The organism is Streptomyces sp. NPDC013187 (genome assembly GCF_042899705.1).
Taxonomy (GTDB): domain Bacteria; phylum Actinomycetota; class Actinomycetes; order Streptomycetales; family Streptomycetaceae; genus Streptomyces; species Streptomyces hawaiiensis_A.
Genome location: NZ_JBIBAF010000028.1, coordinates 46,016 through 71,312 on the forward strand (window position 1 = coordinate 46,016; position 25,297 = coordinate 71,312).

The 25,297-nt window shown below is 67.7% G+C and carries 18 protein-coding genes and 3 pseudogenes; 3 read left to right on the plus strand and 18 right to left on the minus strand.

Annotated elements, in window-relative coordinates; genetic code table 11:
* Window positions 1-61: 61 nt before the first annotated feature.
* From ACFY5B_RS37990 to ACFY5B_RS38000, 3 genes are all read right to left on the minus strand, one after another.
* Window positions 62-586, minus strand: a complete 525-nt coding sequence (locus ACFY5B_RS37990) for a hypothetical protein (RefSeq protein ID WP_389979329.1) — start codon at window positions 584-586, stop codon at window positions 62-64.
* Between the two features lie 655 nt (window positions 587-1,241).
* On the minus strand, window positions 1,242-2,015 hold the full coding sequence (locus tag ACFY5B_RS37995; protein ID WP_389979332.1) for a hypothetical protein: 774 nt from the start codon (window positions 2,013-2,015) through the stop codon (window positions 1,242-1,244).
* 41 nt (window positions 2,016-2,056) lie between these two features.
* Window positions 2,057-3,880 (minus strand): hypothetical protein, encoded by a 1,824-nt coding sequence (locus ACFY5B_RS38000; RefSeq protein ID WP_389979335.1) that lies wholly within the window; start codon window positions 3,878-3,880, stop codon window positions 2,057-2,059.
* A gap of 425 nt (window positions 3,881-4,305) precedes the next feature.
* Between ACFY5B_RS38000 and ACFY5B_RS38005 the strand changes: the two genes are divergently transcribed.
* Window positions 4,306-6,540 carry a hypothetical protein gene (locus ACFY5B_RS38005; RefSeq protein WP_389979338.1) on the plus strand — a complete coding sequence of 745 codons (2,235 nt, stop codon included), beginning with the start codon at window positions 4,306-4,308 and terminating at the stop codon, window positions 6,538-6,540.
* A gap of 291 nt (window positions 6,541-6,831) precedes the next feature.
* Here ACFY5B_RS38005 and ACFY5B_RS38010 read toward each other — a convergent pair whose 3' ends face one another.
* From ACFY5B_RS38010 to ACFY5B_RS38030, 5 genes are all read right to left on the minus strand, one after another.
* Window positions 6,832-7,767 (minus strand): hypothetical protein, encoded by a 936-nt coding sequence (locus ACFY5B_RS38010; RefSeq protein ID WP_389979341.1) that lies wholly within the window; start codon window positions 7,765-7,767, stop codon window positions 6,832-6,834.
* A 242-nt stretch (window positions 7,768-8,009) separates the two neighbouring features.
* A complete protein-coding gene (locus tag ACFY5B_RS38015; protein ID WP_389979344.1) occupies window positions 8,010-8,471 on the minus strand; it encodes a hypothetical protein in 462 nt (153 codons plus the stop codon).
* 420 nt (window positions 8,472-8,891) lie between these two features.
* Window positions 8,892-10,115, minus strand: coding sequence for a hypothetical protein (locus tag ACFY5B_RS38020; protein ID WP_389979347.1), 1,224 nt, complete (start codon window positions 10,113-10,115; stop codon window positions 8,892-8,894).
* Window positions 10,105-11,094: a DNA-processing protein DprA gene (locus tag ACFY5B_RS38025; RefSeq protein ID WP_389979350.1), complete on the minus strand. Its 990-nt coding sequence runs from the start codon at window positions 11,092-11,094 to the stop codon at window positions 10,105-10,107. Before ACFY5B_RS38025 ends, ACFY5B_RS38020 begins: the two co-directional genes overlap by 11 nt.
* 771 nt (window positions 11,095-11,865) lie before the next feature.
* Entirely contained in the window at window positions 11,866-15,717 is a 3,852-nt protein-coding gene (locus ACFY5B_RS38030) for a DUF4365 domain-containing protein (RefSeq protein ID WP_389979353.1), read from the minus strand.
* Between the two features lie 248 nt (window positions 15,718-15,965).
* Here ACFY5B_RS38030 and ACFY5B_RS38035 point away from each other — a divergent pair, with 248 nt between their 5' ends.
* Window positions 15,966-17,006, plus strand: a complete 1,041-nt coding sequence (locus ACFY5B_RS38035) for a helix-turn-helix domain-containing protein (protein ID WP_389979355.1) — start codon at window positions 15,966-15,968, stop codon at window positions 17,004-17,006.
* 126 nt (window positions 17,007-17,132) lie between these two features.
* Here ACFY5B_RS38035 and ACFY5B_RS38040 read toward each other — a convergent pair whose 3' ends face one another.
* From ACFY5B_RS38040 to ACFY5B_RS38070, 7 genes are all read right to left on the minus strand, one after another.
* A complete protein-coding gene (locus tag ACFY5B_RS38040; protein ID WP_389979358.1) occupies window positions 17,133-17,540 on the minus strand; it encodes a DUF6527 family protein in 408 nt (135 codons plus the stop codon).
* Window positions 17,537-18,706, minus strand: a complete 1,170-nt coding sequence (locus ACFY5B_RS38045) for a ThiF family adenylyltransferase (RefSeq protein ID WP_389979361.1) — start codon at window positions 18,704-18,706, stop codon at window positions 17,537-17,539. The genes ACFY5B_RS38040 and ACFY5B_RS38045 overlap by 4 nt, the downstream gene beginning before the upstream one ends.
* Complete coding sequence (locus tag ACFY5B_RS38050) at window positions 18,681-18,941, minus strand: multiubiquitin domain-containing protein (RefSeq protein ID WP_389979364.1); 261 nt, start codon at window positions 18,939-18,941, stop codon at window positions 18,681-18,683. The genes ACFY5B_RS38045 and ACFY5B_RS38050 overlap by 26 nt, the downstream gene beginning before the upstream one ends.
* Before the next feature lie 119 nt (window positions 18,942-19,060).
* On the minus strand, window positions 19,061-19,345 hold the full coding sequence (locus tag ACFY5B_RS38055) for a DUF3892 domain-containing protein (RefSeq protein WP_326585386.1): 285 nt from the start codon (window positions 19,343-19,345) through the stop codon (window positions 19,061-19,063).
* 148 nt (window positions 19,346-19,493) lie between these two features.
* Window positions 19,494-20,519, minus strand: a complete 1,026-nt coding sequence (locus tag ACFY5B_RS38060) for an ImmA/IrrE family metallo-endopeptidase (protein ID WP_389979368.1) — start codon at window positions 20,517-20,519, stop codon at window positions 19,494-19,496.
* Between the two features lie 12 nt (window positions 20,520-20,531).
* A complete protein-coding gene (locus ACFY5B_RS38065) occupies window positions 20,532-21,440 on the minus strand; it encodes a hypothetical protein (protein WP_389979371.1) in 909 nt (302 codons plus the stop codon).
* Window positions 21,441-21,520: 80 nt separating this feature from the next.
* On the minus strand, window positions 21,521-22,471 hold the full coding sequence (locus ACFY5B_RS38070) for a hypothetical protein (protein ID WP_389979374.1): 951 nt from the start codon (window positions 22,469-22,471) through the stop codon (window positions 21,521-21,523).
* A gap of 237 nt (window positions 22,472-22,708) precedes the next feature.
* Between ACFY5B_RS38070 and ACFY5B_RS38075 the strand changes: the two are divergent.
* A pseudogene (locus ACFY5B_RS38075) lies at window positions 22,709-23,002 on the plus strand (helix-turn-helix domain-containing protein); the annotation flags it as partial.
* Between the two features lie 475 nt (window positions 23,003-23,477).
* Here ACFY5B_RS38075 and ACFY5B_RS38080 read toward each other — a convergent pair.
* The 3 genes and pseudogenes from ACFY5B_RS38080 to ACFY5B_RS38090 form a co-directional block, all read right to left on the minus strand.
* The gene (locus tag ACFY5B_RS38080) at window positions 23,478-24,794 is read right to left on the minus strand and encodes a zinc-ribbon domain-containing protein (RefSeq protein ID WP_389979377.1); all 1,317 of its coding nucleotides are present in this window, start codon (window positions 24,792-24,794) and stop codon (window positions 23,478-23,480) included.
* Window positions 24,795-24,818: 24 nt separating this feature from the next.
* A pseudogene (locus ACFY5B_RS38085) lies at window positions 24,819-25,046 on the minus strand (zinc-ribbon domain-containing protein); the annotation flags it as partial.
* A 149-nt stretch (window positions 25,047-25,195) separates the two neighbouring features.
* Window positions 25,196-25,297 (minus strand): annotated as a pseudogene (locus ACFY5B_RS38090) (IS5/IS1182 family transposase); the annotation flags it as partial.

Below are 25,297 nucleotides of genomic sequence, written 5' to 3' on the forward strand. Positions count from 1 at the left end.
TCGAGACGGTCAGCGGGTGCTGCGGCACGGCCGCGTACACAGGTGTGTGAATGGTGCCGTGCTACTGCCTGGTGTTCCGCTGGCCCCTCATGCCGATGAGCTTCCCGCCTGCATCGACCGTCTGCACGTCTTGGATGACACGGGCGTTCCCGGCGATCTTGTCGCTGTCGATGCCCGTGGCCTCTCCGGACAGCGTCGTGACTCGCTGGTGGACGAATGGGCCGGAGGCGGGCCGGTCCTCTCCCTCGAAGGTCAGGTGCTGGCCGTAGATGGCTTCCAGGGCGCCGCGGGCCCGGGCCAGATTCCGCACGAGCCGCTGATCGGAGATGTCGACGGGGACGGTGCCGTGCGCGTAGTCGGCAAGGGTCTCCTGCAGCAGTTCGAGTTCGCCTCGTCGGGTCTGCAGAACGTCCCTTGCGGGCTGCAGCGGCAGTTGCAGCGTTCCGACCAGACTGCCGGGGAGGGCGACGTCCTCCTCGGGTTCGGCTGTGCGGGAATCGAGCAGTCGTTCCAAGCGCTGGAAGATGAAGGTCAACGTAGCGGGCAGAGCGGAACTGATCACAGCGATGTCGGTCGGGTCCGGCATATTTCACTCCCCCGTTGCCAGGATGAAGGACCGTCTGATTCTTTCCGGCGCCACCCACACGTGAAGCGCTTTCAGGAAAGATGACAAGAATCTCTCCTCTCCCCCGGCTTTCCAGTTGTTCGGCTGGATTTTGACGGTGGCCGATTCGGCCATCTGTCCGGTCAGCGAGGGTCTTTCTCATGGTGTTCACCAGCGGCCAGGGGCGCGTGTCCGTGCTGCTGGTAGGGAGATTCGTCGGGAAACCGCTCGACTCGGACCTGCCTCCAGGCCACGTCGAACGATGTCGCGCGGCGGCTTCCAGTAGACCGCCGGAAAGCCCGCCAGCTCGTCACAGGGTCGAGAATGCAGCGCAGCAGAGTAAGTCGCATGACCTCAGAGTCCATACACCTGGGGCAACAGGCGGAACTTTCTATGCCGCCGCAAAGGAAACCACTTTGAGGTAGGCGTTTTACGCCATGGGCTCATTGGATTCCGAGTGAATTTCGAGTCTGATGTTGCTGATGTGATTCATGGGGTTTCGCAGGTCGAAGCGGCTACCACGTGTCTCGGCCACGGGAACCGAGTGAGAGCTGTCCACCCTCGCGGGGCCGAGCGGCGCACGCCGACCCGCAGACCGCGCGCCAGGCTTACCCGGCGGGCGGCGCGGGAGGAAGGGTCAGCCGGTACGCACAGGTGAGGGATGGGTGGTCGGTGGCCGGGGCCACGGGTTGGCTTTGTCCATCAGGGCGGTGATGCCTGTGATGTCGCTGTCCCAGCCGTTCGGGTTCTCCCGCAGTGCGATGCGCCAGCGGTGACCTGCAAGGCGCTGTTGCTCGGCGGCGATGGCCTGGTCCAGAGTCGTGAGTCCGGGGTCGAGGACCCACACGCCGTCGCGGTACGGCGTGAAGCCGAGACGTGACCAGGCTCGGCCCAGGCGGGAGCAGGCTTCTTCGGTGGGGGTTTGGCCGTCGTGTTCGAGGGGTCCTGGGAAGAGTGCGACGACACCTGTTCCGCTGGTGAAGTAGTCCAATGCCATGCCTGTGAGGAAGACGCCGAGCCCGTGCCCGCGCAGGCGACGGTCGATGGTGACGCTGTCGACGATGAGGGTGTTGCCCGGGCAGCTGAGGCGGTCCCACAGGTCCTGCCGTACACCGGGCAGGGTGGGGTCGAAGAGGGCCTGGCCGATCGTGTAGAGGTCCTGGCTGAGGGCGTCGAGGGCGGCGATCGGGTCGAGGCAGCAGTTGTGGTCGACCAGGTGGAGACGGATGCTGCCGAATTGAGGGCCGGGGCCCTCCTCGGCAAGGTGCATGCCGATGTCCCATTGCTGGACAGCGTCGTCGAGGTGCGGCGCGATCCAGTAGTTGCTGCTGTAGCTGAGGATGACGTCGTCGATGCCGGCGTCGACGGTGCACTCGTCGAGGGGTGCGGTGCGGGTGTGCGGGCTGTCCATGATGGGTGCGCAGCTCGGTGCGGGGCTGGGTGGCCAGTTGGTCAGAGGGTGTCGTTGTCTGTCGTTCGGGCGTGCGGGATGACGGGGTGGTGGCTGTCGTGTTCGGTGGTCACGGTGCCCGGGGTGGGGGGCAGGTCGTGTGCGGTGGCGACGAGGATCTGGGCGTCCTGGGCGGCGGTGGCGCTGATGATCTGCAGAGCTCTGGCGGAGAGGCTGTTGCCTTCGTCACCGGCGCCCAGGCCGTCGAGGGAGGAGTCCAGCCACTGGGCGCGCGGCAGCAATGCGCCGGGCAGCGTGCGGGCTGCTTCGAGGAGCGTCAGGTGCAGGCCGATGTTGGCAATGTTGATCAGGCCGGCTGAGAGGGCGAGTTGCCGGACGGTTCGTCCGTTCAATCTGGGGGTGAAGGTCTTGGGATCGATGCTGGCGTGGCGGATCTTGTCGGGCGCCATGGGGATGACCTTCTCGGCGTAGATCATCGACAGCTCCTTGGCTGTCTGCTTGCGGATGTGCTGGGCATCGCCTTCGGCCACCGTCCATGCCATGCGGGCCTGTTCGGCGTCCTGCGCAGTCCGCTTCTCGATGCGTTCGAGATCGCTCAGTCGGGTCAGCTCCTTGCGGCGGTCCCGCACCGCGGTAATGGCAGCTCTGGTTTCGGCTGCGGTGGCCGCTGCTTTGGACTTGGCCTGTTCGCGTGGCGTGATTTCCGCTGTGCGGTAGGCGTCGCAGCGGCTTGCGGCCTTCTGCGCGGCTCCGATGAGAGCGGTGAGGGTGTTGGTCGCCTGCTGGGCGTCGGCCTGGGCTGTGGCGAGTTTGTCCTCGACCGCGGCCAAGGCGGTTCGGGCCGCAATGAGTTGCTGCGCGTGACGGGCAGCGCGACCGTCCGGATCCGGCTGTCCGCACAGGCCGCAGGTGGGGACCGGCCGGGTTGCCCGCTGCAGCAGTTGCTCGCAGTCGGGACAGTGGGTGCGCTGCCGGGCGTCCTGCTCGGCTCGGGCGAGGGCGGCACGCGCCTGCCCGCGCGCTTCGTACAGCGGCGCAAGGGTCTGCTGCGTCCGGTCGGCTGCCGTACCCGCATCGGCGGCGCGTTGCAGCGCCTGGGCCTGCTCGTGGGTGCGGGTGGTGAGGATGGCCCGGTGGGTGTCGAGTTCGGCATCCAGGCGCAGGACTTCGGCGGTCGCCGCGTCGAGGGCGTTGGCCAAGCGGGCTTCGTCGGCGTCGAAGTCGACAGAGGTGGGAAGTCCGTCGGCGATGCGCTGTTCCGCGGCCTTCCTCAGAGCTGTGGCGGCCTTCGTCGCCCGGTTTTTGGCGGCGATGGCCTGAGCCTTCAGCTTCGCTGCCTTCTCGTCGAGCAGGCCGAAGCACACCTCGATGGTGACGCCCAGGTCGTTGGCGTTAGCACCGCCGTAGACGGTGTGGCCGGCATGGACCTGCCGCAGGTAGAGCAGGGTCATCACACTGTCGACGGTCACGCTGCCGCGGGCGGTCTCGACGACAGGGATACCCATGAGTTCCACGCTGTAGGAGCCGGCGCTGCGTTCGCCTCCTTCAGCAACCAGAGGGAGGGTTTCGACCTGACCGGTGGTGGTGTTGAGGAAGGTGATTTCTTGTGTGAGGAGGTCGTGGGTGATGGTCCAGATTCCGGAGTCGAACGCGACGGTGGCGCGCATGGCCTGGGCCTGCTCGGTAACGGCGGGCAGCAGCTTGAGGGAGACCGCACCCAGTGTGATCCAGAAGGCATCGCCCAGGCTGCTGCTCCCGGCTCCGATGCCGGCTTTGACATGCCGCAACGGGCCCTCGAGATCGATGCCGTCCCACTCGCCGTCGATGAGCAATTCCTGCTTGAGCCAGCTGAGTTTGCAGGGCATGCACCCCTCCATCACGGACCGTCGCACGCCGCCAGGACGGAGGCCGTGTCAGTGCCTCCTAACGAGCCGTCATCCGCTGCTGGCTTCGGGCGTCAGGATGGAAGCATCCCATCGGGCGACAAAGGTGATCACGGCTTGACCGCGGGGCGGTTCGGGCTGCCCACCGCAAACCCAGACGCAATCAGGCGGACTCTGGGCAACGAGTCCCTCGTGGTCTTCCGGCAGGATCTGCGGACGTGAGCCTGATCAGGATGCACCGCTTGCAAGGGCAAGGAATCTAGGGGGTGCCGCGTCCGATGTCTGTGCCCAGAGATGTCCGCGAGTGGCATGTCGCCCGCATGCTACTGCCGCGACGGGGTGCCTGGGCGTGATGGGCTGCTTTGCGGTGGCCCTGTCAGTGCTTGTGGTTAGGCTCGGAAACCGACGTGGAGGAGGTCGTGTTGTCGTACGGTTCGCTGACGCCGGAGGTGCCCTTGGGGCCCTTCGAGTCGTCTCCCGTCAGGGTCTGGTCGGCGCCGGGCAAGACGGCAAAGCTTCATGCCGCGGAGCACTGCTCCCGGTTACGTGCCGGCAGGGTCACCTCCGGCGAGCTGCCGCTGCGGTCGGTGATCGAACGGATGTGCCCGCAGTGCGCCACATACGGGTCATGGGGCCGGCCCGGCACGGGGCTGGGTCTCTTCCTGGACGCGCTGACCGGTCCGGGCCTGCTGCACGAGCTCGCCAGCTACGGCGAGGCTGACGAGGACACGTTCACCGACGATGAGGTGAAGCAGGCAGCCGCCCTGCTCCTGCGGGCCCCGCACGACGGCCAGGAAGACCTGGACGACGAGGACGACGACTGGCGGGCAGGGCAGGAAGCAGCGCAGGTACGCACCTCGGTCTTTGGGCAGTGGCGCAGCGCGGCCGCCAGTCTCCATCGGGCCCACCGCCTCCTTGCTCTCTTCCCCTGGCTGAAGTCCTGGGCCGAAGCCCGTATGCGGCTCAAGGCCGATCACGTGGCGCTGCTGCAACGGCAGGCCGGGCAGTTGGTCGCTCGGGAGGCGCTCATAGCGGCGGCTAACGTTGCGGCGATGGAGACCCCGGAGCTGCCGGCCGAGGAGGAGGTGCTCGCGCCTCTGGGCACGCCCACGGCGGTGGCAGGGCAGTTGGAATCGCTGTGGCGCCGGTGGAGCAACGAGGCCGCGGACAGCTGGGAGCATCCCCGCGAGTTCGGCTACCTCGCCCACTCCCTCATCCATGGGATGGGCAGCCGCCGCAAGGGACGGGATGCGGCACTGGAGCGTGCCCAGGAGTTGGTGTCCTCCTGGGCGGAAACGGTGCTTACAGGTGCTGCAGGCGAGCAGGAAGAGCGGGAGCTCCTGGTCCGTCTTCCGGAGCAGGGGCTGGATGATCCGCCCGGCCGTGATGAACCATTCCTCGCCCGACTGAGCGAGTGGGAACTGGGCGTGCTGGCTTGCTGGGCCACCGCTGCGGACTGGGAACGACTGACGTTGACCCTGCGGGTGCCCGAAACCATCGCGGCCCGCCTGGTGTCTGGTCCTTCGGAGTTGTCGTGCAGCACACCCGAGCCATCCGCCACCGAGCAGCCAGTTGCAGGGCAGGCGCCCGCCCAGCCGGTGGGCCCGGGGGTGTTTGACGATACGCCGATCAGCGACAGGCGTGTTGTCACCGCGGAGGATCTACGGGCCTTGCGTACCGTCTCCCGGGAGGCGGATCAGCTCTACCTCGTGCTGTCCGTCGAAGCCGGGCCCGAGGTCGTGCCCCTATCCGTGCTGGAGAAGCGGGTGGCCGGCGGAGCGCGGTGCATCGTCATCGCAGCCGCCAGTGATCTGCCCGACGCGCTGGTCGCGACCCGGCGTGAGGAACTCACGGCCGCCGCCGAGCCGGAAGCCGACCGGGTCTGGACACCCCGTGTCCACGAGTCCAGCAACCCCGCCTTCGGCCGCAGCCTGGGCACCGACGAAGGCGAACGACTGGTGGTGCGCCTGGCCCGGGGACACCAGCACCCTGATGCCGTGCTGCGCTGCCTGGTCCTCGCTCGCGGAGTGGCCGATCTGCGTGACCTCGAGGAACGCTTTGACGCGGGCGGCGGCCGTCCCGTTCGGCTGCCCTTCCCGGTGTGGGATGGGCTGCTGGCCATGGAGCAGCTGGACCTGCAGCCCTTCAGACCCATCACGGACGGCACACGGCGTGGTGGGTCTGGTTTGCCGTTGGGTGTTCTGGCACGGGTGCAGCTGTATACGACAGATGCCGCAGGGCGGTTCGAGGGCCGGGCCCACTCCCCCGCCTGCCAGCACCAGAGCCGTGACCATGGCGTCACGCGGTACTACGACCTGGTGACGGTCGAACAGATGCTACGCGCCGAGCGGTTCGATCCGTGCAGCAAGTGCGGCGGCTACGCCACCCGTCGCCTGTCCATGGCCCAGGTCGCCTACTACCGTGCGGCGCACCAGGTACACGACCTCGCCCAGCAGGTCCGGTGGGTTGTGGGCCATCCCGATCTGGCGGTGGATGCCGCCTCGCTCCTGGCCGAGCTCAAGGGATGGGACGACACACCGCCGCACGACGAGTGGTTCGACGCGGAGGGCGGTGAACGGCAATGGTGCCGCTTCATCCGCCGGCTCCTGCTGCAACTGGAAGGGTTTGTTGCCGAGCGCTGACCGCCGGCGTAGGACGTGCTTCTCGTGCGGCGGCTGCTCGCTCGAGAAGCACGTCGATGCTTGTCCTCTAGTGGCCGCTTGGGCAGGCCTTTCGTTTTCTGGCCCAGGAAACGTCGCAAGGGGTCTCGGACTGGGCCTCACGACGGGGCACGGGGGAGCGATCCGGTCCGCGAATTTTGTCGAGGTACTGCCGTGCGGATCGCTTGGAGACCAACCGGAGCGGGCCGTTGGGGCGCTAGGAGACCGAGTCTCAGACCACCATCGGCGCCGACTTGCAGGAGTCGACGTCGCCTACCACTGCTTGCGCAATTGCTTGATCCACTCCGTGTGCGTGGGGCCCAGGCCGCGCAGTTGCTTCATGGTGCGCTTCAGGTCATAAGAGTCGGGCTTGATCAGCGGCCGGGCACGCACGCCCACCAGCTCCGGGCTCAGAAGGTAGTTGGTCGTCAGGACGGTTACTCCATGGGCCAGGAGGAACTCCAGCACACGCAGTTGCTTGACACTGTTGCGCGACAGGCGGCTGAGCGCGGACAGGGGAACCACGTGAGCGCCACCGTCCTTGACCTGCTGCATCATCGCCAGGAGGGCCTGGTCGAAGCGCGGGTCGACGCCCGAGGCGATCACGCTCTGGCCCCCGCGCATCAGTCTGACGCCGGTCGCATTCTCGGCCTGGATGAGCTCGTGGCTGCCCGGCAGATCCGGCAACGGCGCCTGGGGCATGTCGTAAGGGCGTTCGGTGTCGCTATTCGAGGCCGTCAGGTCGGACAGGGTGGATAGGGCCGCCCAAGCCCGGGGATACAGTGCGTCGAGCCCTGCCAGCGTGTTGTTGCTGACAGGCGCACCGGACTCTTTCAACAGCAGGGCGAGCGGCTCGGTGGCGGCCTGAGTGATGGCCGCGATGTCGGCCGCGCGCAGCGTTCCCTGCAGGGCGTGGAAGTCCTCCAGCCGGCTGTTGCGCACCGCAACGACCACGGCTGCTCTTAGCCAGGCCGGCGCTGACAGCGGCCGGTGCTGGGAGACCTCTTCGAGGAACGGTGTCACCAGCACATCGAAGTAGTCGACGGGCAGCGCCGCCAGCATCCGCGCTCGGCGGATGACATCGACGCCGACGCTGTGCGCGTCGGCGTCGCTCACTCCTGCACGGGTCAGCAGTTTGAGCAGCGCGCCGCGGCAGAACTCCCGCACGAACACACTGTCGTTGATGTTGTTCTCGGCTGTCGTTGTCATGCCGACATCACCCCCCTCATATCTCGAATCTCCCCGGAAACACTTTACGAGAGCTGACGCAGCGTGCAGGCAGAATGCAACACAACGAGTCCACGGCTCCACCGGTGCTGACTCGCTCTCGCCCGACACCGACGCCTTGCTGAGACCAGCCACGCGCTGCCGTGCCCGTACCGGTGTACCTGCACATGGAGGCTCTCGCGGGTGAATGCAAGGGCTGCCCACGCCACTCCTCAAGCCTGCAGTCAGGGCAATGGCGGTAGCGGGTTTCCCTCTTTGAGGGCCTTCGTCCGGCGTGCGTCGACGAAGACCTCCCAATGATAGTGGTCGGCGAACAGGCGGTTGAGGTGCAGTTGGCATTCCTCCATCACCAATGGCCAACGACGGGGGTTGCGTTTCACGTGCAGGGCCTGCGGCACGCGGAACCACCACGTATAACAGGGGTCATCGTCGCTGCCGCAGACTCCATCGTCCCGGCATCCTTCGTAGATGCATCCCAGTCGTTCCGCGAAGTCGACCATCACTTCCCTACTGTCCTTGGCCAGCAGGAACGGCACGCCTGCCGAATGGTAGGGCTCGCTGATGCGTCGTTCGGGGTCGTCTACCTCGATCTGCCAGACAACCCACTCGTACTCGGACCAGCGATCCGCGTCGACAGTGTTGCTTCGTGGTAAGGCCACGTTCCACCTCTCGTTCTGCGCGCTCACGTCGTGCACTGCGGACACGGGTTACAACGACGGTCCGGGCAGCGCGATGCGTGCGGAAGTTGAGCGTTTCCCTCTCCGAAGCACCCGGCAACGACGGTGCGCATGCGCAGATACGCACGAGTGCAGTGGAAGGTGGTGATTTGCATGGGGTCGGAGAAGCCGCCCTTTTTGGGCACACGGCTGCTGGATCCTCCACGACGAGTGCGACAGCCTCGAGTCTGACGAGGAATCCGACCCTGGCGACGTAGAGGAATGGGACGACGAACAGACCGCGCAGCACCAAAACCCCAGCCGCGTACGCTTCGCCCACTCGTCCGCCGCACCACGGTCCACCACAGGGGTCGCTGTTCTGACAGGCGGCGCGGGGAGACTCAGCTGCCTGGTTGGGCCCCCGTGCGGGATGGGGCAAGTGATGTCTCGTCAGTCCTCGGAGGAGTCCAGGGCGGCGGCGAGGCGCTGGTAGAGGCGGTCCTGAGCCTGGGGATCGAAGACGGGTGTCACCGATGTCGTGGTGAAGCTGTCTGCGGTGAGGGCGTTGAGCTGGTACGGGGCAAGCGTGCTGGGGTCTTTGAGGTCGTAGCGGGTGTGGCGGCTGCCGTACTTGCCGACAGTGAGCATGACGATCCGCCGGGTACCGGCTGCGGTCAGCAACAGGCGTGCCCATTCCAGGGACATGCCGTGGGTAGTGAAGTCGTCGAGGACGACGACGGTTTTGGTGCCCAGTTTCCCGCGGTAGCCGGGGCCCAAGTGCACCGTCTGGGCCTGCGTGGCGATGGAGATGCTCTGGGCGACCTGGCCCTGGCTGGCCTTCCACCGCTCCAGGCTGGTGTCCGGGGCGTCGGCGGCGCGGACGAGGAGGTCTTCGCGGTAGAAGCCGTGAAAGAGCGCGGCTGCCTTGTCGAGATAGGTCTTCAGCCGCTCGCTGACCTGGCCGCTCGTGCTGCTGGGGTAGATGCAGAAGTAGGGGTTGGCGGGAATGAGGTCTTCCAGGTAGGCGTTGGCGAGGACGAAGAGCATGAGGATGCTCCGGGCATCCGCGTCCCCGATCTTCACCGGTCTTTTGTAGGTGAAGACGTCCTGGAGCTTGAACGTGGGAGCAGGCGAGGTCGAGGGCAGCCGCGCGGAGGCCGGCAGTAGCGAGCGCAGTGACCAGTTGTCCTGATCGGCCCGGTGCGACCAGCTCGGGTCGCCGGAGAGGAACATCTCCAGGAACCTGTCCACGTCGCCGGGCGCGCGGGCCACGAGAGAGGTGGTGCCGTTCGGCATCGAGGCTGCCCAGGCCGCGTGCTGATACATGACGCCGGAGTTGATGGCGGTGCGCCAGTCTAGGGCCGTGCAACCGACGTACAGCAGTTCGTGCCGTTGCAGGTGCAGGGCGGAGGTGACGGCGTCGATCCAGGCCGGTGAGCCGCGCCTTTTGCCGTCGGCTATGTGCGACTGGTCAACCAGCAGGCTGGGGGTGGGATAGCCGAGTTGGTGTATCTGCTCTTTCTGGGCTGCCGAGAGCGGGTCGGTGGACAGGATGCACCACTGCAGTCCCTGGGCGGTCAGGCTGTGCAGCAGCGCGGCCGTCTCGGCGGCCGCTGGGGTGCCGGGCTTCAGGAGGAGGGTCTTGTAGTCGAAGATGACTGCCTTAACGGGCATGACCACCGTCTTCCTGGCCCAGCAGGTCGTCCAGATGCTGCCGTAGCCGTGTGAGGTCTTCGGGGGGCAGGGCGCGCAGTTCCACCTCGCGGCCGAGTTGGCGCTCGACCAGGCTCAGGCCGAAGGTGGTGTGTCCGTAGGAGTCCGCCGCGCTGCGGCACAGGGCGTCGAGGGTGCGGCGTCCGGCCGTGGTGAAGATGTCGATGAGCTGGCCGGTGGGCTCGGTGTCGATCATTTCGGCCAGGTCGCCGGCGCCTGGCCAGGTGAAGCCGATGATCGGGCGGCGGTAGGTGGCGGCGAAGCGCACGGTGTGGGCCGTGCCGCCGGTGCGCTGGCCCTCGGCGGCGACGACGATGTCCGCGAGGCCGGCCTGGAGGCGGTTTCGCTGGACGAACTGGGCCTTGCGGTAGTGCTCGCCGGGCAGGTATTCGCTGGCGACTGCGCCGCCGGTGCGCACGATGCGGGCACGAATGTCCGCGGTCTCGGTCGGGAAGACGACGTCGATGCCGTGGCCGAGGAAGGCGACGTTACGGACTCCGTCGCGCAGGGCGGCCCGGTGCGCGACCGCGTCGACGCCGTTAGCGAGGCCGGACACCAGAGTGATCGGGTAAGCGGCCAGGGTGCGCACAGCGGCTTCGGTGGCGCGCACGCCATCGGGTGTCACGTCCCGAGTGCCGACGACTGCGACGTGCGGGCCCTCGTACAAGGCTCGGGGGTCGCCTTCGACGAACAGCCACAGGGGCCCGCCGGGGAGTTCGGCAAGCCGGGCCGGCAAGGAGGAGGGGCCGATGATGTGGATGTTGCGCCGGGCGAGTTCGTCGGCCTTGGCCCGGGCTGTCTTCAGCAGTTCGGTGCGGTGAGTGCTGATCTCGTCTGCGATCTTGCGGGCGTTGGGGACTTTAGCGCGGGCGAGCTCGGCGGCCAGGCGGTGTTCGGGAAGGTCCCATACCCGGCCCAGTTGCTCTCGGTGTTCACGCACCAGCGCATACAGTCCCTTGTTTCCCAAACCGCGGGCGGCGCCGAGGATGAGGAGCGCGACCGCGAAGGGCATGTCTGTGGCGGGCAGGTCGTCGTGGGCCTGCCACAGCGTGGGCTGCCTGTCGGGAGCGGGAAGACCACGTTCTCCCTGAGTGCCGCGCTGATCCACCCCAGCAGACTACCTCGGATACGCCAGGTGACACGGGCGGCGTGGCCGAAGGCCGGGGGCGAGGCGGTGCAGGAGCATGGGCTTGCGGTCCTCGTGCACCGCCGCTGTCGGGTCGTCGTCCGCAGCGGCGATGGTGGTGGCTTGGCGGCGGGGCCGGGCTGTCTCGGCCGTCCGTACCACCGCACCGCCGCGCGGGTGGCGGCAGGGGCCAGGTTTTCGGGTCCCGGCCACGTAGCAGGGATGGCCGGCGGGTCTTTCACCTTGTGTGTATGGGGCGCTCGGGGTGCCGCGGGCTGCTTAGGTCGACAAGTCCGGGTCGCGGAAGAGGGGGCAGGTCGTTGACAAGAAAGTCGTAGGGGCAGCGCCAACGGACAACGCGCGTGCGCGTGCCCGCGGCGAGCAGCAGCGCATGGCGGCGATGGAGGAGTTTCGCCGAGGAGGGCGCCCGGGTGGTGGCGCAGTGCCACAGCGATCCGCGGTCTGTGCAACGGCGGGGGCGGACGGGTCAGCGGAGGGGTCCTGGGCGGCCGGGTCCGAGCTGCGCTGCTGCGCATCCTGTACAACCGAAGGGGGAAGTGGGCCGCTGCCCTGCCTGGTAGCGGCTCACGGCGGCGGGTTCTGCGGCATGGCCGCCTCGACGATGGCCGTTGCCATCGTCGGTGTGAACTGGTGCTGCTCGATCAGCAGGCGTATCACTGCCGGGCGAAGCAGGGCCAGGAACGCGTCGGCCGTGGGCAGCTGCAGTTCTGGGGTGGGTTGTCTGCTTAGCGTGCGTTGACGGGAGACTGCTTGGCTGCTCGCCTCGAGTGCGTTGAGCGCAGCGGGCTGCATAACTTGCGCTGGCTCCGGGCCGACTCCGGTCGCGAGCAAGGTTTCGGCGGTCAGCTGTACGACGGCCGGGGGCATCCCCTGTGGCTCCATCAGTGCCGTCGCGCCTGTAATCGCCTGGTGCAGCCAGCCCGCGAGCTGGTCGGGGGCGTTCTCCCACACCTTCGCGACGATGTGGGCCCACCGCGGTCTGAGCCGTTCGATCGTCCAGAAGTGGGGTCTGCTGAACGCGGCGGCGGCTGCGGCTGGTGTCCAGTCCTCCGCGTGGGCGAGTTCGGTGATCTCGTCCGTAGTGACGGGCAGATCCACGACATAGGACTTGAGCAGCGTCCGCAGGTCGCGGCGGTAGCGCTCGTGGGTGAACTCGGGATAGTCGCTGTGGTCGGAGAGGAGGCGCAGGAGCGCAACTGTGCCGAAGGTAGGGATGCCTACCTTGATGAGCAGTTCACGCAGGGCCGCGTCGTCGCACCACAGGGCGCTCCCGGTGTCCAGGGCGTGCTGGGCGGCAGACAGCCAGGCGGCGGCTTCCTGGTCGGGGACGTCATGCAGGTCGAGCCGGCGCCGGATCCCGGTGAGGTCGGGGACGTCAACGGGCTGCAGGGTGGGGATGATCTGGGAGAAGGCGGCCGCTTGGCGGCTGTGTTCCTTTCTGTCCTGGTCGGAGTACTTGGTGATGATGAAGCGTCCGCTGCGTACGCCGAGTTGGCCGGAGGATCGCAGCATCTCGTCCAGGGCATAGCGGGTGTTGACGATGTCGTCGAACGCGGCGCGGGAGACGGGGGTGGCGGCGAAGACGGCTCTGAGTTGGTTGAACCGGCCGGGAAGGAGTGTGGTGAGGGCCAGGGTGCTGGGGTCGGGCACGGCGGTGCGGTTCAGCGCGTCGTTCGCGGCGCTCACCTCGGCGGCGAAGTGTTGTGGGTTGAGCGTGCAGGCGGGGATGAGCCCGGCGGCGCGGTGTACCACCGCGAGAGCCACGGGGCGTCCTGCCGCCCAGGCAAGCATCCCGGTCGTGAGGGCGCCGACGCGTACGGCGTCGGCGGCGGCTTCGAGCAGTGGTTCGCGGGGGCCCAGGGTTCGTTCGACATGCTGCAGGAGGCTTTGAGAGCCCTGGATAGTGGTGAGCGAGCGGGTTGCTGTCGCATCGGCCAAGAGGTCTTGGAGTCTTCGGCCCAGCGGATCCGGCAGGACGAGCGTCGTGCGCGCTGCCTCCTGCGGGGCCGGGTCGGCCGTCTTTGTAGAGGTGGTGGAGGTGCGGTCCGGGGTCGGTTCTCCGGTGGCGAGGAGCACTCCGCTCAGGAGGGCTCCGGTCAGTTCGGGGTCCTCGTAGCGGTAGCGTTCGGCGAGGCCGATCGCGGTCTCCGCGAGTGCGGGGGTCCATCCCGACCATCCAGTCAGAGTGAGCCATGCTCGCGCGTCGTGTGTGTTGCGGATGTGTGGGGCGAACCGGGCGAGCGTGTCGCGCGCGGTCTCCAGCTTGCGGGCGTTGAGCTGCGCGTGGATCGCCGCCCAGACAAGGGGCAGTGTCTGCGGAGGGACTGTTCCGGTTGCTCCTTCCAGGGAGGTGATGCGTTCGATGCCGGTTTCCTCGGCCAGCCCGACCAGGGCGTGTTCTTCCATGTCGTCCCAGTCCTCGCGGTCCTGGGCCCACTGGATGACCGTGCGGCGCAACTGGCTGCGCATCTCAGCCGGCAGGAACGGGCGTCCCAGCAGGGTCAGGGCTTTCATACGGGCCTGCTCCCTGTCGCCGGAGCGGTCCCACTGGTCGATGGCAAGCGCCCTGAGGTGGGTGTCACCGAAGCGCCGTCCGGCGCGTTCAGCGGTTTCTGCGGCGAGCACCAACTGCCCTTGGAGCTCGTACTGTTCGAACAGTGCCATCGCGGCGACCACGCTGTGGCTTTCCCACTCACGCAGACGCCGGATGGCTGCATCGACGTCGCCGTTGACGGCATCGGCCACGGCCCGGCGGGTCTGGTAGACGGCTTCGGGCAGGGCCCGTTGTTCACGGAGTTCATCGAGGTGGGGCACCGGCCAGAGGCCGTGGCCGGTCAGGGCGAACGCGGCCTCCGCCCGCTGCTCGTCGGTGGTTGCGCCGGCTGCCGCGGCCTGCCAGGCGGCGATGCGCTCGGCACGGCCGGCAGCGGGATCCGCTTCGCGTGCGTACGCCGCCAGTTGGAGCTTCTCGCCGTGTCCGGTGAGGTTGGCTGTGAGTGTCTCCGCGAGATCCGCACGGCCCGATTTGTAGGCCAGCCGTACCGCTTCGACCAGCAGGGGCTGGGAGGCAATCTCTGGTCCGTAGGCGTCTCCCTCTGGCTCGGCGATCGCGGTGTGGATGGCTGTGGTGATGTCACCGGACATCACCCGGGCTTCGAGGAGGACGGCTGCGGCACGGTCGCTGGGGCCCTGCCAGCGCCGGTACTCAGCTCGTGCGGCCTGAGCCAGACGCTGGGCTCTGCCTGTGTCGAAGAACGCCTGGTGGGGCGCGCCGACTGCGCTGCGGCGCAACAGGCACTGTGCGAGATCGAGTTGCACGGCGGGTTCGTTGGGATCAAGGCGCAGCGCCCTTTCGAGCATGTCTTCGCCTTCCTCGTGGCGATCGGCTGCGAAGTGGCAGTAAGCCGTGAAGCGCAGGATGTTGACGTCTTTGATCGCGGCCGGGTCCCCGGCCGCGAGTGCGCGTTCCACGGAATCCGGCAGGCGTGCGGGGTGTCGGCCGCCGGCATCGAGGAGGGCGCGGACGGCTGCGACCAGCACGGCGGTGCCTTCCTTATGAGCGGCCTCCGCCAGCCGGAGCGCGTGCTCGGGGGCGTGCGCGACGGCCGCGAAGGCGGCGAGGGCGAGCAGGCGTCCGCGGTCGGCTCGGGCTGCGGCAGCGGCACGCTCCAGTGCTTCGACGGCGGGCATACCGACTTCATGGGAGCTCGCGTAGGCGGCAACCGCCCGCCAGGCTCCTTCTTCGCGCTCAGCCTCCATCTCGGTGAGCCAGATGGGCGGAGCGGTCAGAAGCTGCCTGACGGCTTGAGCGGGGTCATCAGCATCGGCGAGAAAGGCCGCCAGGGGAAAAGCATGGGCGGCTTGGGCTTGGTGTTCACGCAGCAGTTGGATACGGGTGTCACCGGGTAGACGGTCCACGGCGTCTTGGAAGGGGTCGACGTCGTCCTGGAGGCGGGCGGGACGTCCCAGCGCCTCGGCATTGGCCTGGTCGATCTGCTGGTCGATGGGGACGAACACCTTGTAGTGCTTGCCCGTTGACACCAGTGTGCCAGGGGTGACGTGCTGCCAGTGGACACGCTCGGTCCTCGGGTCGAACAGCAGCAGGGTGACCGGCAGGCAGTGGTCGCTCCAGTAGGCCACGTGCGCAGCGTCACAGGGATACCACCAGCCTCCTTCGGCGGCAGCCGTGAACTGGCTCTCCCCGGACTTGATCTGCACCGCCAGCAGGCGTCCGGTCGGCCTGCCCGTCGTCTTGGCGGTGAGGCTGGCTCCGATGACGACCTCAAGGTGCGCGTCGATCCCGACGTCGCTGGTCTCCTGCTCGCGAAACAGCCACCCGAGCCGGGTGGCCACCAGATAGCTGGTCCTCGTGACGCCGGCTCGGTCAACAAGGTGAGTTGGGCGCACAGTCGTCACGTCGTGTTCTCTTTCTGCCCTGGCACGCGAGTGCACGGTGGTGCTCCCAGAAGCCTAGGAGGTGCCACTGACAGTCCCGGGGTTACTGGGAGGACGTTCCGGAGATTCCGCGCCCGGCTCGGTGTTCCGGTCCGATAGCCAGCCGTTCCTGTTCCGCACTACAACCAATCCACACCCAACATCAAATGAGTACTCAATGAGTGCTAGCCTCAATGGGGATTGTCTGTCGGACACGCGAAGGGGCGAGGATGGCCAAGGAATCGGCGAACAACGCGGTGAAGCGGCGCCGTGCCGAACTGAACCTCACACAACAGGAGACGGCTCGGCGCGCTGACGTATCCCTGGCGACTTGGCGGCGCTTCGAGAACAGCGCGGACAGTGCCAGCGCACTGGACGGGTTCCGGACGGACAACCTGCAAGGATTCGCCCGGGCACTGAAGCTCAGCGTCACAGCGCTGAGGCAACTGACTGATGCCGAAGCCACTCCGGGCACCGAAGAGCGCGTCGAGATCGACCAGTCGGTCAGCGATGTCGTCCAGTTGTTCAACAGGTCTTTCACCGGCGAGCCGCTCACCCCGGCAGACGCCATGGCCCTGGCCAACACCGTCGACTTCTCCGATTTCGCCCCCACCCGGGACGGCAAGCTGCACCTGGACACCTCGTTCAACTACGAGTTCGCCGCCTACCTGAAAGGCGAGGCGACGATCCGGGACGTCGGCCTGCTGCGCGACCTGCCTGAACTGGCTCTCACCCAGGTCAACAACCACTGGCTGGTGCGCATGGGTGAGCGCATCATGCGGATCGGGAGCGAACTGGGGAAAGGGCGTGTCCCGCGTCCTCAGTGCCTGGCCGACGAGTACGCCCTGTGGATCGTCATCAAGAACACCGACCCGCCTCAGATCGGCGACGTCCACGACATGTTCCCCGGACTCCGGAGTGCGGATGACGTGTTCGGCTACGACCCCGATACCGATGAACCCGACGACGAACGCTCGGTCCGGGAGGACTGGATGAACCGCATGGCGGGCGGCCTCCTCCCGCCGGACGAGAGTCACGGCCACCGGCGGTATGACCTGACCCTCATGGAGGTCTACGGACAAGGCGTCTACGACCCCGGCGACCCCCGCCACCCTCTTCGCTGGTTCGACCGGGACGACCTGCGTGAACGGTGCGCATCCGAGCTGGCCTTCGTCAGACTGCCGAAAGAGGAACAGGAGGCCCGGACCGCCGGAGCGCTCAACCGCATGTCGGAATTGCTGCGTCCGGGGACAGCCGACAACTCCCCCTGACCACGATGGTTCACGCAGGGCCACGCATGCTGGCGTCAGCGGCGTTTCGCGCGGGCGGTGTCGATCCGTGCAAAATCCTCAGGACCTGTGTCTGTCCAGCAGTACGGTGAGAGTTCGCCGGTCGGGCTACGGGCGGCGCCAGAAACGGAGACGGTGCCAGAACCCGACCCGTTGGTTCGGCCGAGGGTCTCCGGGTTCATAGGCGGCCAGCAGAAAGCGGTCCTGGTTCCGGTTCTGGTCGATCTCCGCCGTCGAGTACCGGCGGCTCCAGCGGACGTGGCCGTCACGGATCCAGTAGTGCGACCGGCATGGGAGGGACCAGTTGCCGATCGAGGGGGCGAGGGACACGTTCTCGCCGTCGTACGTGAGGGACCATTGCGCCGGGGAGAGCGGTGTGATGACCTCGTGGCCACAGCCGCAGCAGCAGAGGTGACCGCAGGTGCGGTAGGGGATCGAGATGTACAGCACCCCCGCGTCCATCGCTGCGGGGAAGGTGTCGGTGAAGACCGGGCGCAGGGTGTTTTGCGCGGTCACGGCAGGTCCTCGTTGGCGATCTCGTTAGTGATCAGTGAGTACGTGGTGTGGCTCTCGTCGGTGGCGTCGGCGTAGATGCCGATGGAGCGTTTCCAGCGGATGACGGCCAGGACGGCGTTGAGGGCGTTGAGGTCTGCGGTCTGGATGTTGCGTGCGTAGGCGTCGCGTTCGGGCGCCGGCTGGGGGATGCGGTGGCGGGCTGCGTCTCGGCGGCCCGGGAGGCTGGTGGTGATGCGCAGGAGTCCGCTGAGGCGGCCGTCGACCTCTTCGATGCCCATGCCGACGTCGATGAACGGTACGTCGTGTGCTTCGAGCCAGTCGATGATCGCCGGTTTGCTGGCGGCGTCGTCGGAGGCGAGGAACACGAACGTGGCCCCGGTGAGCAGGTCGAGGTTGTCCTCGTCGAGGTATTGCTCGCAGGCGGACACGCCTTTGTGCATGTTGGCGTAGATCGAGGCGAAGTAGGTGGCCTTGGGCGGGCGGGCGCGGAGGGTGTCGAGGGTGGGGGCGCTGGGGGCCCGGAAGGCGTTGTGGTTGTCGAAGGTGTCGCCGTCGATGAGGAGGATCGAGTCGACCTCGGTCTTGGCGACTTGGTCGAGGATGTAGCTTCCGCTGCCGCCGAGGCCGACGATCACGATGCGGTGGCCTCGGAAGCGGCGGTTGACGGCCGCGGTGCCGGCGCGGGAGGTGGCGGTGTCGCGGTAGCGGAAGGGGCTGTCGTCGTCGATCTCCTGCCATGCGGCGCCGGGGGTGGGGGTGGCCGAGGGGTCGAGTGCGTGTGCCTGGTCGGCGACGATCCTCGCGTACGCGGTGATCTTCGTGTACTCGTCGGGGTAACCGTCGGGGCTGGGTTTGCTGGAGAGCATGAAGTTCGTCTGCATGCCGTCGGCGATCACCCGGGTCTCGGGATTGGCGAGGGTCAGGGGGCGGCCGTGCTCGTCGCAGGGGGCGGAGCCGCTGAACCAGATGCGGTGGTCGGTTCCGGAGACCAGGCGGTCCCCGCTGACGGTCATGGGGTAGGCGAGGAAGCCGTGTTCGACGGTGCGGTTCTCGGTGACGTACGGGATGTGCCGGACGATGATGTGGCCTGCGTGGACGACGACGTCGTAGCCGTCGTCGAGGAGGCGGGACAGGTCCGGGTCACGAGCGAGAAGTGCGGTAGGCATCGAAGACCATCCCCTTCTTCACGTGGACGCTGTGTCCGGCGGTGAGGCTCCCCGTGCCGTGGCCGTCGTGGCCACGGCTGTAGCGGACGGTGTAGGTGTCCTGGTCGTTCGGCGGCTGGCCGGGGTAGGCCAGGTCGACGACCTGCTCGAAGGTGATCTCCTTCGCCTCCCAGGTGTGCGGGCGGGCGTTGACGATGATCGTGACGGGCGCGGGCCCGTGGCTGTCCTGGGACATGGGTCCTCCTAGGTGAGGGGGTCGTGTGTCCGCCCCCGGGGTGCCCCGGGGGCTGGGGCGAGCGTCCGGCGGGCCACCGCAAGGGGCGGCGCGCCGGACAGCCGTGTTGGTGTGGCGGGTCAGAACCGGGGAAGGGCGAGGAGGTTGTTGGTCCACACGCCGTCGGCGCGGGTCCGCAGGTACTTCTCTCCTCGGGTGGGCGTCACCACGGCGACTTCCGTGCGGTGCCCGGCTCGGTCGCTGGTGTAGGCCTTGCCGGCCTGGTTCTCGATCCAGTCGACGACCTGCGCCCGGGTGCTGTCACCGGTATTGCCGGAAGTCTGGCTGGTCCACCGCAGGTGGGTGATGTGTTCGTGCGTGGTGCCGCCGGTCGACAGGCGCACCGCGGTGATCTGAATTGCCATCGTTTGGTTCCTGCCGGCGAGGTACCGACGGCGCCCGCGGCCGGCGCCCGGGTTCCGTGATCACCCCTGGGTGGGGTGCTTCGCCTGGGACGGACGACGTAACTCGCGGGTAGGGGTGAACGTGGTGCAGATGGGAGGTGGTGAGGCGTCAGTCGCAGTTGAGACAGCGGTCGCTGCCTGCGGGGAACATCGCGGGCGGGTGCCGGATGAAGCAGCCTGGGCAGAGGCGCTCGGTGACGCGGGGCGGGCAGGCGCAGCGGCCGCAGTCGGGGCACGAGGGAATGCGGCAGCTTGGGCAGGCGGGATCGAAGGAGCGGTACTCCTCGTCGCAGTTCGCGCAGATGTAGTCGCGTGACTGGGGGCCGGTGTCGCGGGTGGGTGGGGTGAAGGTGCGCCAGGGGGCGGAGTCGGTGACGAGGACGGCGACGAGGTAGCCGTCCATGGGCGCGGTGTCGGTGTGCAGTTCGCGTCCGAGGATGCCGTCGCGGTAGCGGACCTGGGTCAGCCCTTGTGCGTGGCCGGAGCTGGCCAGTGCGCGGTCGATGACGGCGATGTCGCCTTGGAAGCTGCCGCGTCGCAGGGGCGGAAGGCCGTGGGAGGCGGCGAAGGCGAGGTGTCCTGTGGTGTCGAGGAGGAGGATGTGGCCAGGCGCGGGGAGACGCTGGGCGGCTCGTACGCAGACCGCCATGCGGGAGGCGTTGCTCGCCTGCCACAGCTGGGTGATCACCGAGGCGGTGGGGCCTTTAGTGTCGAAGTGCCGGTGGACGAGGGGCGCGGGGATCAGGATCTCGGCGGCGAACGCGTCGCAGGCCGCATCCTCCAGGAGGAGGCCACCGTCGGATTCCCTGCCGAAGGGCTCCATGAGGGCGACGATGTTCTTCTGCAGGTGGTGGCCCAGTTCGTGCAGGGCGGTGAAGTCCCGTCGTGCGCGGCTGGCGGATTTGGCGACGGACAGGTGCGGTGGCGGGCCGAAGTCGTACGCGCCGGCGACGCTGCACCCTTGTTCCGTCAGATTCTCGTCGACCTCCAGGACGGTCGGCTCGGACCAGGTTCTCAGCTCCGCGAGGGCGCCGTGTGCCAGACGCTCGGCTGCGCCGGGGCGGGCCGTTTCGAGTTCCTGGATCATCGCGGCGGCCTGGGTCCGGGCGGCGTCGGCGAGCACGTAGTTGACCATGCGGTGTGCCCCCTATTCACCCAGGCGGAGTTCGAAGTAGCGGTCCGTGCGTGCCTTCCAGTTCGGCTGTGTGCGGTCGTCGTCGCGTGCCGCGAGTGTGTGGATGCCGTAGGCGGCGCGCAGCCGGGCGTCGCGTTCGGTCTCCTCGTGCTGAGCGGCGAGCGCCTTCACCTGCTTGCGGCGCAGGGGACGGTTCAGTTCGTGCACGATGGCGGGCGGCAAGGCGGGGTTGGCCGCGAGTAGCTGGCTGGCCGGCTGCTCGACGCGTTCGGCGAGTGTGGCGGCCTGGTCGGCGGTCAGGGCCAGTTGCCCTCTCCAGAGGGCGAGCGCTTGGGGCGGCGGCAGTTCCAGTTCGGCCACGAGCTGCGGGGCGGTGATGCCGCGGTCACGGAACAGCTGGTTGAGGCCTCCCGATCCTTGGGGGACCCACTGTGCCGAGGCAAGGAACGCGAGTTGGTCGGCCAGGACTCCACGGTACTCGGTGATCGCCGCGGACGGGGCTGTGCCGCTCCCCCAGTGCGTGCCGGGCACGGCGTCGGCGAGCGTGCGGGAGGTAAGGGTGGGAGGGCGGCTGGTCAGCTCGCTGACCTGCCGGTCCAGCACACACCACGGAAGGGCGGCTTCGAGGCCCCACCACAGTGCCAGCGGTTGTTCCAGAGTCGTCGCCCGGGCGGGCAGGAGCATGGTGTCCGGGTCGGCGTAGCGCTCGAAGGACGCCGGCACGGCGCGCAAGGTGTCATCGTCGCCAGCCGCTGTGATCAGCAGCAGCTGGATGGTGTCCTCCCATACGGCGCGCCAGATCTGGCCCGGCTGCGGGTCCTGGGGTGGTGCGGTGGCCACCTGGCGTACGGCGTCGGGCACCTTCAGTCCCGCCGCGGCGGCCACCAGCCGTTGGTAGGCAGTGGTGTGGACAGAGCTCATACCGTCTCCCCCGTCTCCTCGGCTGTGGTCCATCAGCGCATTCTCTTCTCACTGGATCCAGACGACGTAACTGGGGCTGTTCACGACGGAGCGCCGCCGCAGCGCCGCAGCAGGGCAGCCATGACCGCCTGGGGGTCGCTGTCCGCGGACAGGGCGCTACGGAGCATTGTCTTGAGGTTCGACAGAACGACAGCCGTATGGCGTTGCCGGATCTCCAGCAGCTGCGCCGCGTGATGGGCGTCCTCATCAAGATAGGGAAGCAGCAGGCGTTCGTTGGGCGAGAGCCGCTGCCAGATGTCCTCGGCCGCTACGTCGACTCCCGTGGGGTCCGGTGCGGTGGTAGCCGCGTGCTGGTCGACGAGTTCGGCGACGGTCCCTTCATCGGCGTACAGCGCGGTGAAGCGGGCCGGCGCCAGGAGCTCGAACCGGGCCTCGAGGACCTTGGCGAGGTCTTCCTCCCGCACCGCTCCCTGGGCGTACTGAAGCACGCACGACAGGATGGTCTTGAGGGCATGGACCGTCTGCCTGGGCGTGGGGCCGGAATGGTTCCAGCGGGTGATACCGATACCTGTCACCTGTGCCGCCTGTGCGATGAGATCGTCGAGATCTCCCTGCCACACAACTCCTTCGGCATGGTCGGCCAGCGCCCAGCACGGCGGTGAACCGCTGCTCTTGCGGTAGGCCGTGTCCTCGCCCATCAAGCGGGCGATGCGGCGCCGGAGCTTGCCCCGCGGCGTCTTCTTCGCCTCATCGATAAGGAAGTTCTTGATCGACGTGAGGAACAGTCGCTCCAGGGAGGCCTCGTCGGCAGCCTGGGCGAAGCAGACGGTCACGAACCGTTGTCCCGCTCCCTCCTGGGACAACATCGCACTGATCACGTCGTAGGCCGCGTCATCACTCCAGACGGTGTATCCCTCGGGGGGTGGAAAGCCGGAGGCTCGGCGCACCTGGTGGACCAACCGCCGCAACAGATCCCACGTGGCCGGCCCCAACTCGCCGGTCTGCAGCTCCTCGAAAGCCCCACTTGCCACGAGCCACCCCCGATCCCGCACTTCCCGCTCGGCGTATGCAGCAGCCGACCTTCACGCCTACATACACCAACAACCACACCCCAGGCGCGCGACGCGCCCAAGGCCCCTTGCTTCGCGCAACAGCGCAACCACCTGGGCGTCTCTGGCCGATCGGCAGTGCGCACCCTGCAATGCGCGTTCCGCCTGGAGCGGTTCAACTCGGCCGACCGGTGGCCGAACCGACAGTAGGGTCAGGGCATGGTGAAGCGACTTCGCCGACTCGAAGGCCTGCTGGGCGGGCGGCTCAACGACGTGGACTACAGCAGCGTTGCCGAACTGGTCGGCAACACAGACGCAGCCGAGGGTGAAGATCTCGACTACAAACGCGAGCACTACGGCCGTGGCGACGAAGGCCGTGAGGAGCTGGCCAAGGACGTCGCCGCCTTCGCCAATCACACCGGCGGCCTTCTCGTTCTGGGTATGGCGGAGAACATGGGTGTACCCAGCCGTGTCTTCGACATCGACCTCGCCGACCGCCACCTACGGCACATCCGGCAGGTCATCGCGACCAACACCGCGCCGATGGCCCCCTACGAGGCCATCCCCGTGCACAACCCGGACGCTCCTGGGCGCAAGCGATTTTGGCGCTGCGCCCCGCACCACTTGCGCGCACGAAGTGCGCGGCTCCGACCAAGGCACCGCCGTGCAGCCAACCAGCACCGCCAGCAGCCCGCCGCGTCGTGTCTCCGCCTCGTCGGCCGATCTGCGGCCGGTGGCCCCTCCTCGCCCTCTCCTCGCGAGGAACTGGCCGAGGACGTCTTCCGCCGAGCGCTCCAACCGCAAGGATGGCCGCGTCTGGCTTCTGCCGCCCAACCGGCATGCCAATCGGTCTCCGACGGACGACACGACCGTCCACATCACCCGCACCATCAAGGCCTGCCTCGCCGCTCTGGCTCCGCAGCCGTATGGAGGGCCGCACCTGGCATCACCAAGCCCCTCTCCCAGGAGGAGACAGGGTCGCTGTCTCTCACGTCGCGGAGGCGACCCGCCTCCTGCGTGAATTGGGACAGTGCTCGCAGACCATGCCTTTGGTCCGGTTGGCCACCGCGTCTTCGGCGGCGTGTCCTTCCGGGCAGAGCCACCACACTGTGCGCCGGGTATGAGGCGTGACATGCATGGGCAGGAGGGTCCCGTTGAGTGTGGGATGCCACTGCGCGGCAAGATCAGGTCTACGTGCGGCGAGTGAGGTCGACTCGGTCACGTAGCGGCCGGAGCAGAAGCCACACCCGGTCCCCTTGCCGACACGCTGATCGATCTTGGCGCGATATGTGTGTCCTGCGGCGCACAGCCACCACACCTCCTTGCCGGACCTGGCGGTCACCTGCTTCGGGGACAGTTCGCCGTTCAGGTGCGGATGCCATTGCTCGGCGACGAGAGGGAAGAGCGCGGCGAGGGATCGGGATCCGTGTTCTCGGGCGCGCAGCGCGTTGACAGCGCGGTCTGCTTCGTCTTGGGCGACAGGCCGGCCGGCGGCCAGGTAGGTCGCGGCCGCGTCTCTCGCAGCGGCCGTAGGGAGAAGGTCCTCGTCGATCATCTTCTGCAGGACCGCCGCTGCCACGTGGAAGGGCTTCGCGGCTCTCGGCGCTCTCGTGTCGTACGGACCGATCAGAGCAAGTGGGTGCTCACGCACCCTGATCACCTTGAAGCCCGCTCGTTGCAGCTGGTCGGTCTTGCCCCGGTCACGGGCGACCTTGTCCTTGTGCCAGTGAGAACCGTCGTACTCCACCGCGACATCGCCGAGGATCATGTCCACCCGCAGGCGTTGTCGGCGAGGCATACTCAAGCGCGCATCACGCCTGAGCGGCTTCACATGGCCATCCAGGACGTGGCGAAGCTCGGCGAAGGCCCGCACTTCCACCTCCGATACGCCGATGAGCTTGCACTGGTCGCATGAACTTCCTGCGGATCGCTTGAAGACCATTGCTCGCCATTCGTGGCCGCTGGCGCATCGCCACCACGCGTTGATGCGTGCTCCGTAAGGGATTTGGTGGGGTGTCAGGTCTGCGTTGCGGGTCGGGTGCCACTGTGCTGCGAGTTCGGGGTGCCGGGTGGCAAGGTCGTTTCCGTAGCCGACCTTCTGGTTGGCGCAGTACGGGCATCCGGAGCGCCTGGCTGTGCGGTTGGCTACCATCGCCTCCCACTCATGGCCGCACGAGCCGAGCCACCAGACTTTCCGATTGGACTTGGGGGCCGTTTGGTCGGGCTGCAGGCCGGTGTTTCGGGTGGGGTGCCAGTCGCGAGCCACTTCGGGAAACTGAGTCACCAGGTCGTTGCCGTACCCCACTTTGCGGTTGCCGCAGTACGGACACCCGCACCCGCGGCTCCTGCTGTGGACCACCGCATGCCACTCGTGGCCGCACGGACCGAGCCACCACACCTTGCGGCTTGAGCCTGCCGCGACTGAATCCGGAGTGAGATCGCCATTGCGGGTGGGATGCCACTGTCTGGCTACCTCAGGCGCGACCACTCTGAGGCTGGCCCCTCTTGCCTGTTGCGTCTCGTGGTGGTCAGCGGCCGACCGGTCTGCAGATGTCATGGCCGTGCAGGCTAACGCCCGGCACTGACAGTGCCATCGGCCTCTCCTGATCGGCGTGTGCGACAAAGGAGCCCCGGGGGTGCCGGGCGAGGGCAGTCAGCACCGCGCGGGTATGGCCGCTGCTTCCCGTCTAGGTTCTGTCTCTTTGGTCAGGGTCGGGTCCAGATGAGGATGCCCGCGAGGTGGAGTGCGGCCTGGTAGGCGATCGCGAGCTTGTCGGTTCGCGTGGCCAGGCCGCGCCACTGCTTGAG

What these genes read in the sequence shown, in the direction of transcription:
- ACFY5B_RS37990 (WP_389979329.1), bottom strand. Translation starts at nt 586, where the DNA reads ATGCCGGACCCGACCGACATCGCTGTGATCAGTTCCGCTCTGCCCGCT.
- ACFY5B_RS37995 (WP_389979332.1), bottom strand. Translation starts at nt 2,015, where the DNA reads ATGGACAGCCCGCACACCCGCACCGCACCCCTCGACGAGTGCACCGTC.
- ACFY5B_RS38000 (WP_389979335.1), bottom strand. Translation starts at nt 3,880, where the DNA reads ATGCCCTGCAAACTCAGCTGGCTCAAGCAGGAATTGCTCATCGACGGC.
- ACFY5B_RS38010 (WP_389979341.1), bottom strand. Translation starts at nt 7,767, where the DNA reads ATGACAACGACAGCCGAGAACAACATCAACGACAGTGTGTTCGTGCGG.
- ACFY5B_RS38020 (WP_389979347.1), bottom strand. Translation starts at nt 10,115, where the DNA reads ATGCCCGTTAAGGCAGTCATCTTCGACTACAAGACCCTCCTCCTGAAG.
- ACFY5B_RS38035 (WP_389979355.1), top strand. Translation starts at nt 15,966, where the DNA reads ATGGCCAAGGAATCGGCGAACAACGCGGTGAAGCGGCGCCGTGCCGAA.
- ACFY5B_RS38045 (WP_389979361.1), bottom strand. Translation starts at nt 18,706, where the DNA reads ATGCCTACCGCACTTCTCGCTCGTGACCCGGACCTGTCCCGCCTCCTC.
- ACFY5B_RS38050 (WP_389979364.1), bottom strand. Translation starts at nt 18,941, where the DNA reads ATGTCCCAGGACAGCCACGGGCCCGCGCCCGTCACGATCATCGTCAAC.
- ACFY5B_RS38055 (WP_326585386.1), bottom strand. Translation starts at nt 19,345, where the DNA reads ATGGCAATTCAGATCACCGCGGTGCGCCTGTCGACCGGCGGCACCACG.
- ACFY5B_RS38060 (WP_389979368.1), bottom strand. Translation starts at nt 20,519, where the DNA reads ATGGTCAACTACGTGCTCGCCGACGCCGCCCGGACCCAGGCCGCCGCG.
- ACFY5B_RS38065 (WP_389979371.1), bottom strand. Translation starts at nt 21,440, where the DNA reads ATGAGCTCTGTCCACACCACTGCCTACCAACGGCTGGTGGCCGCCGCG.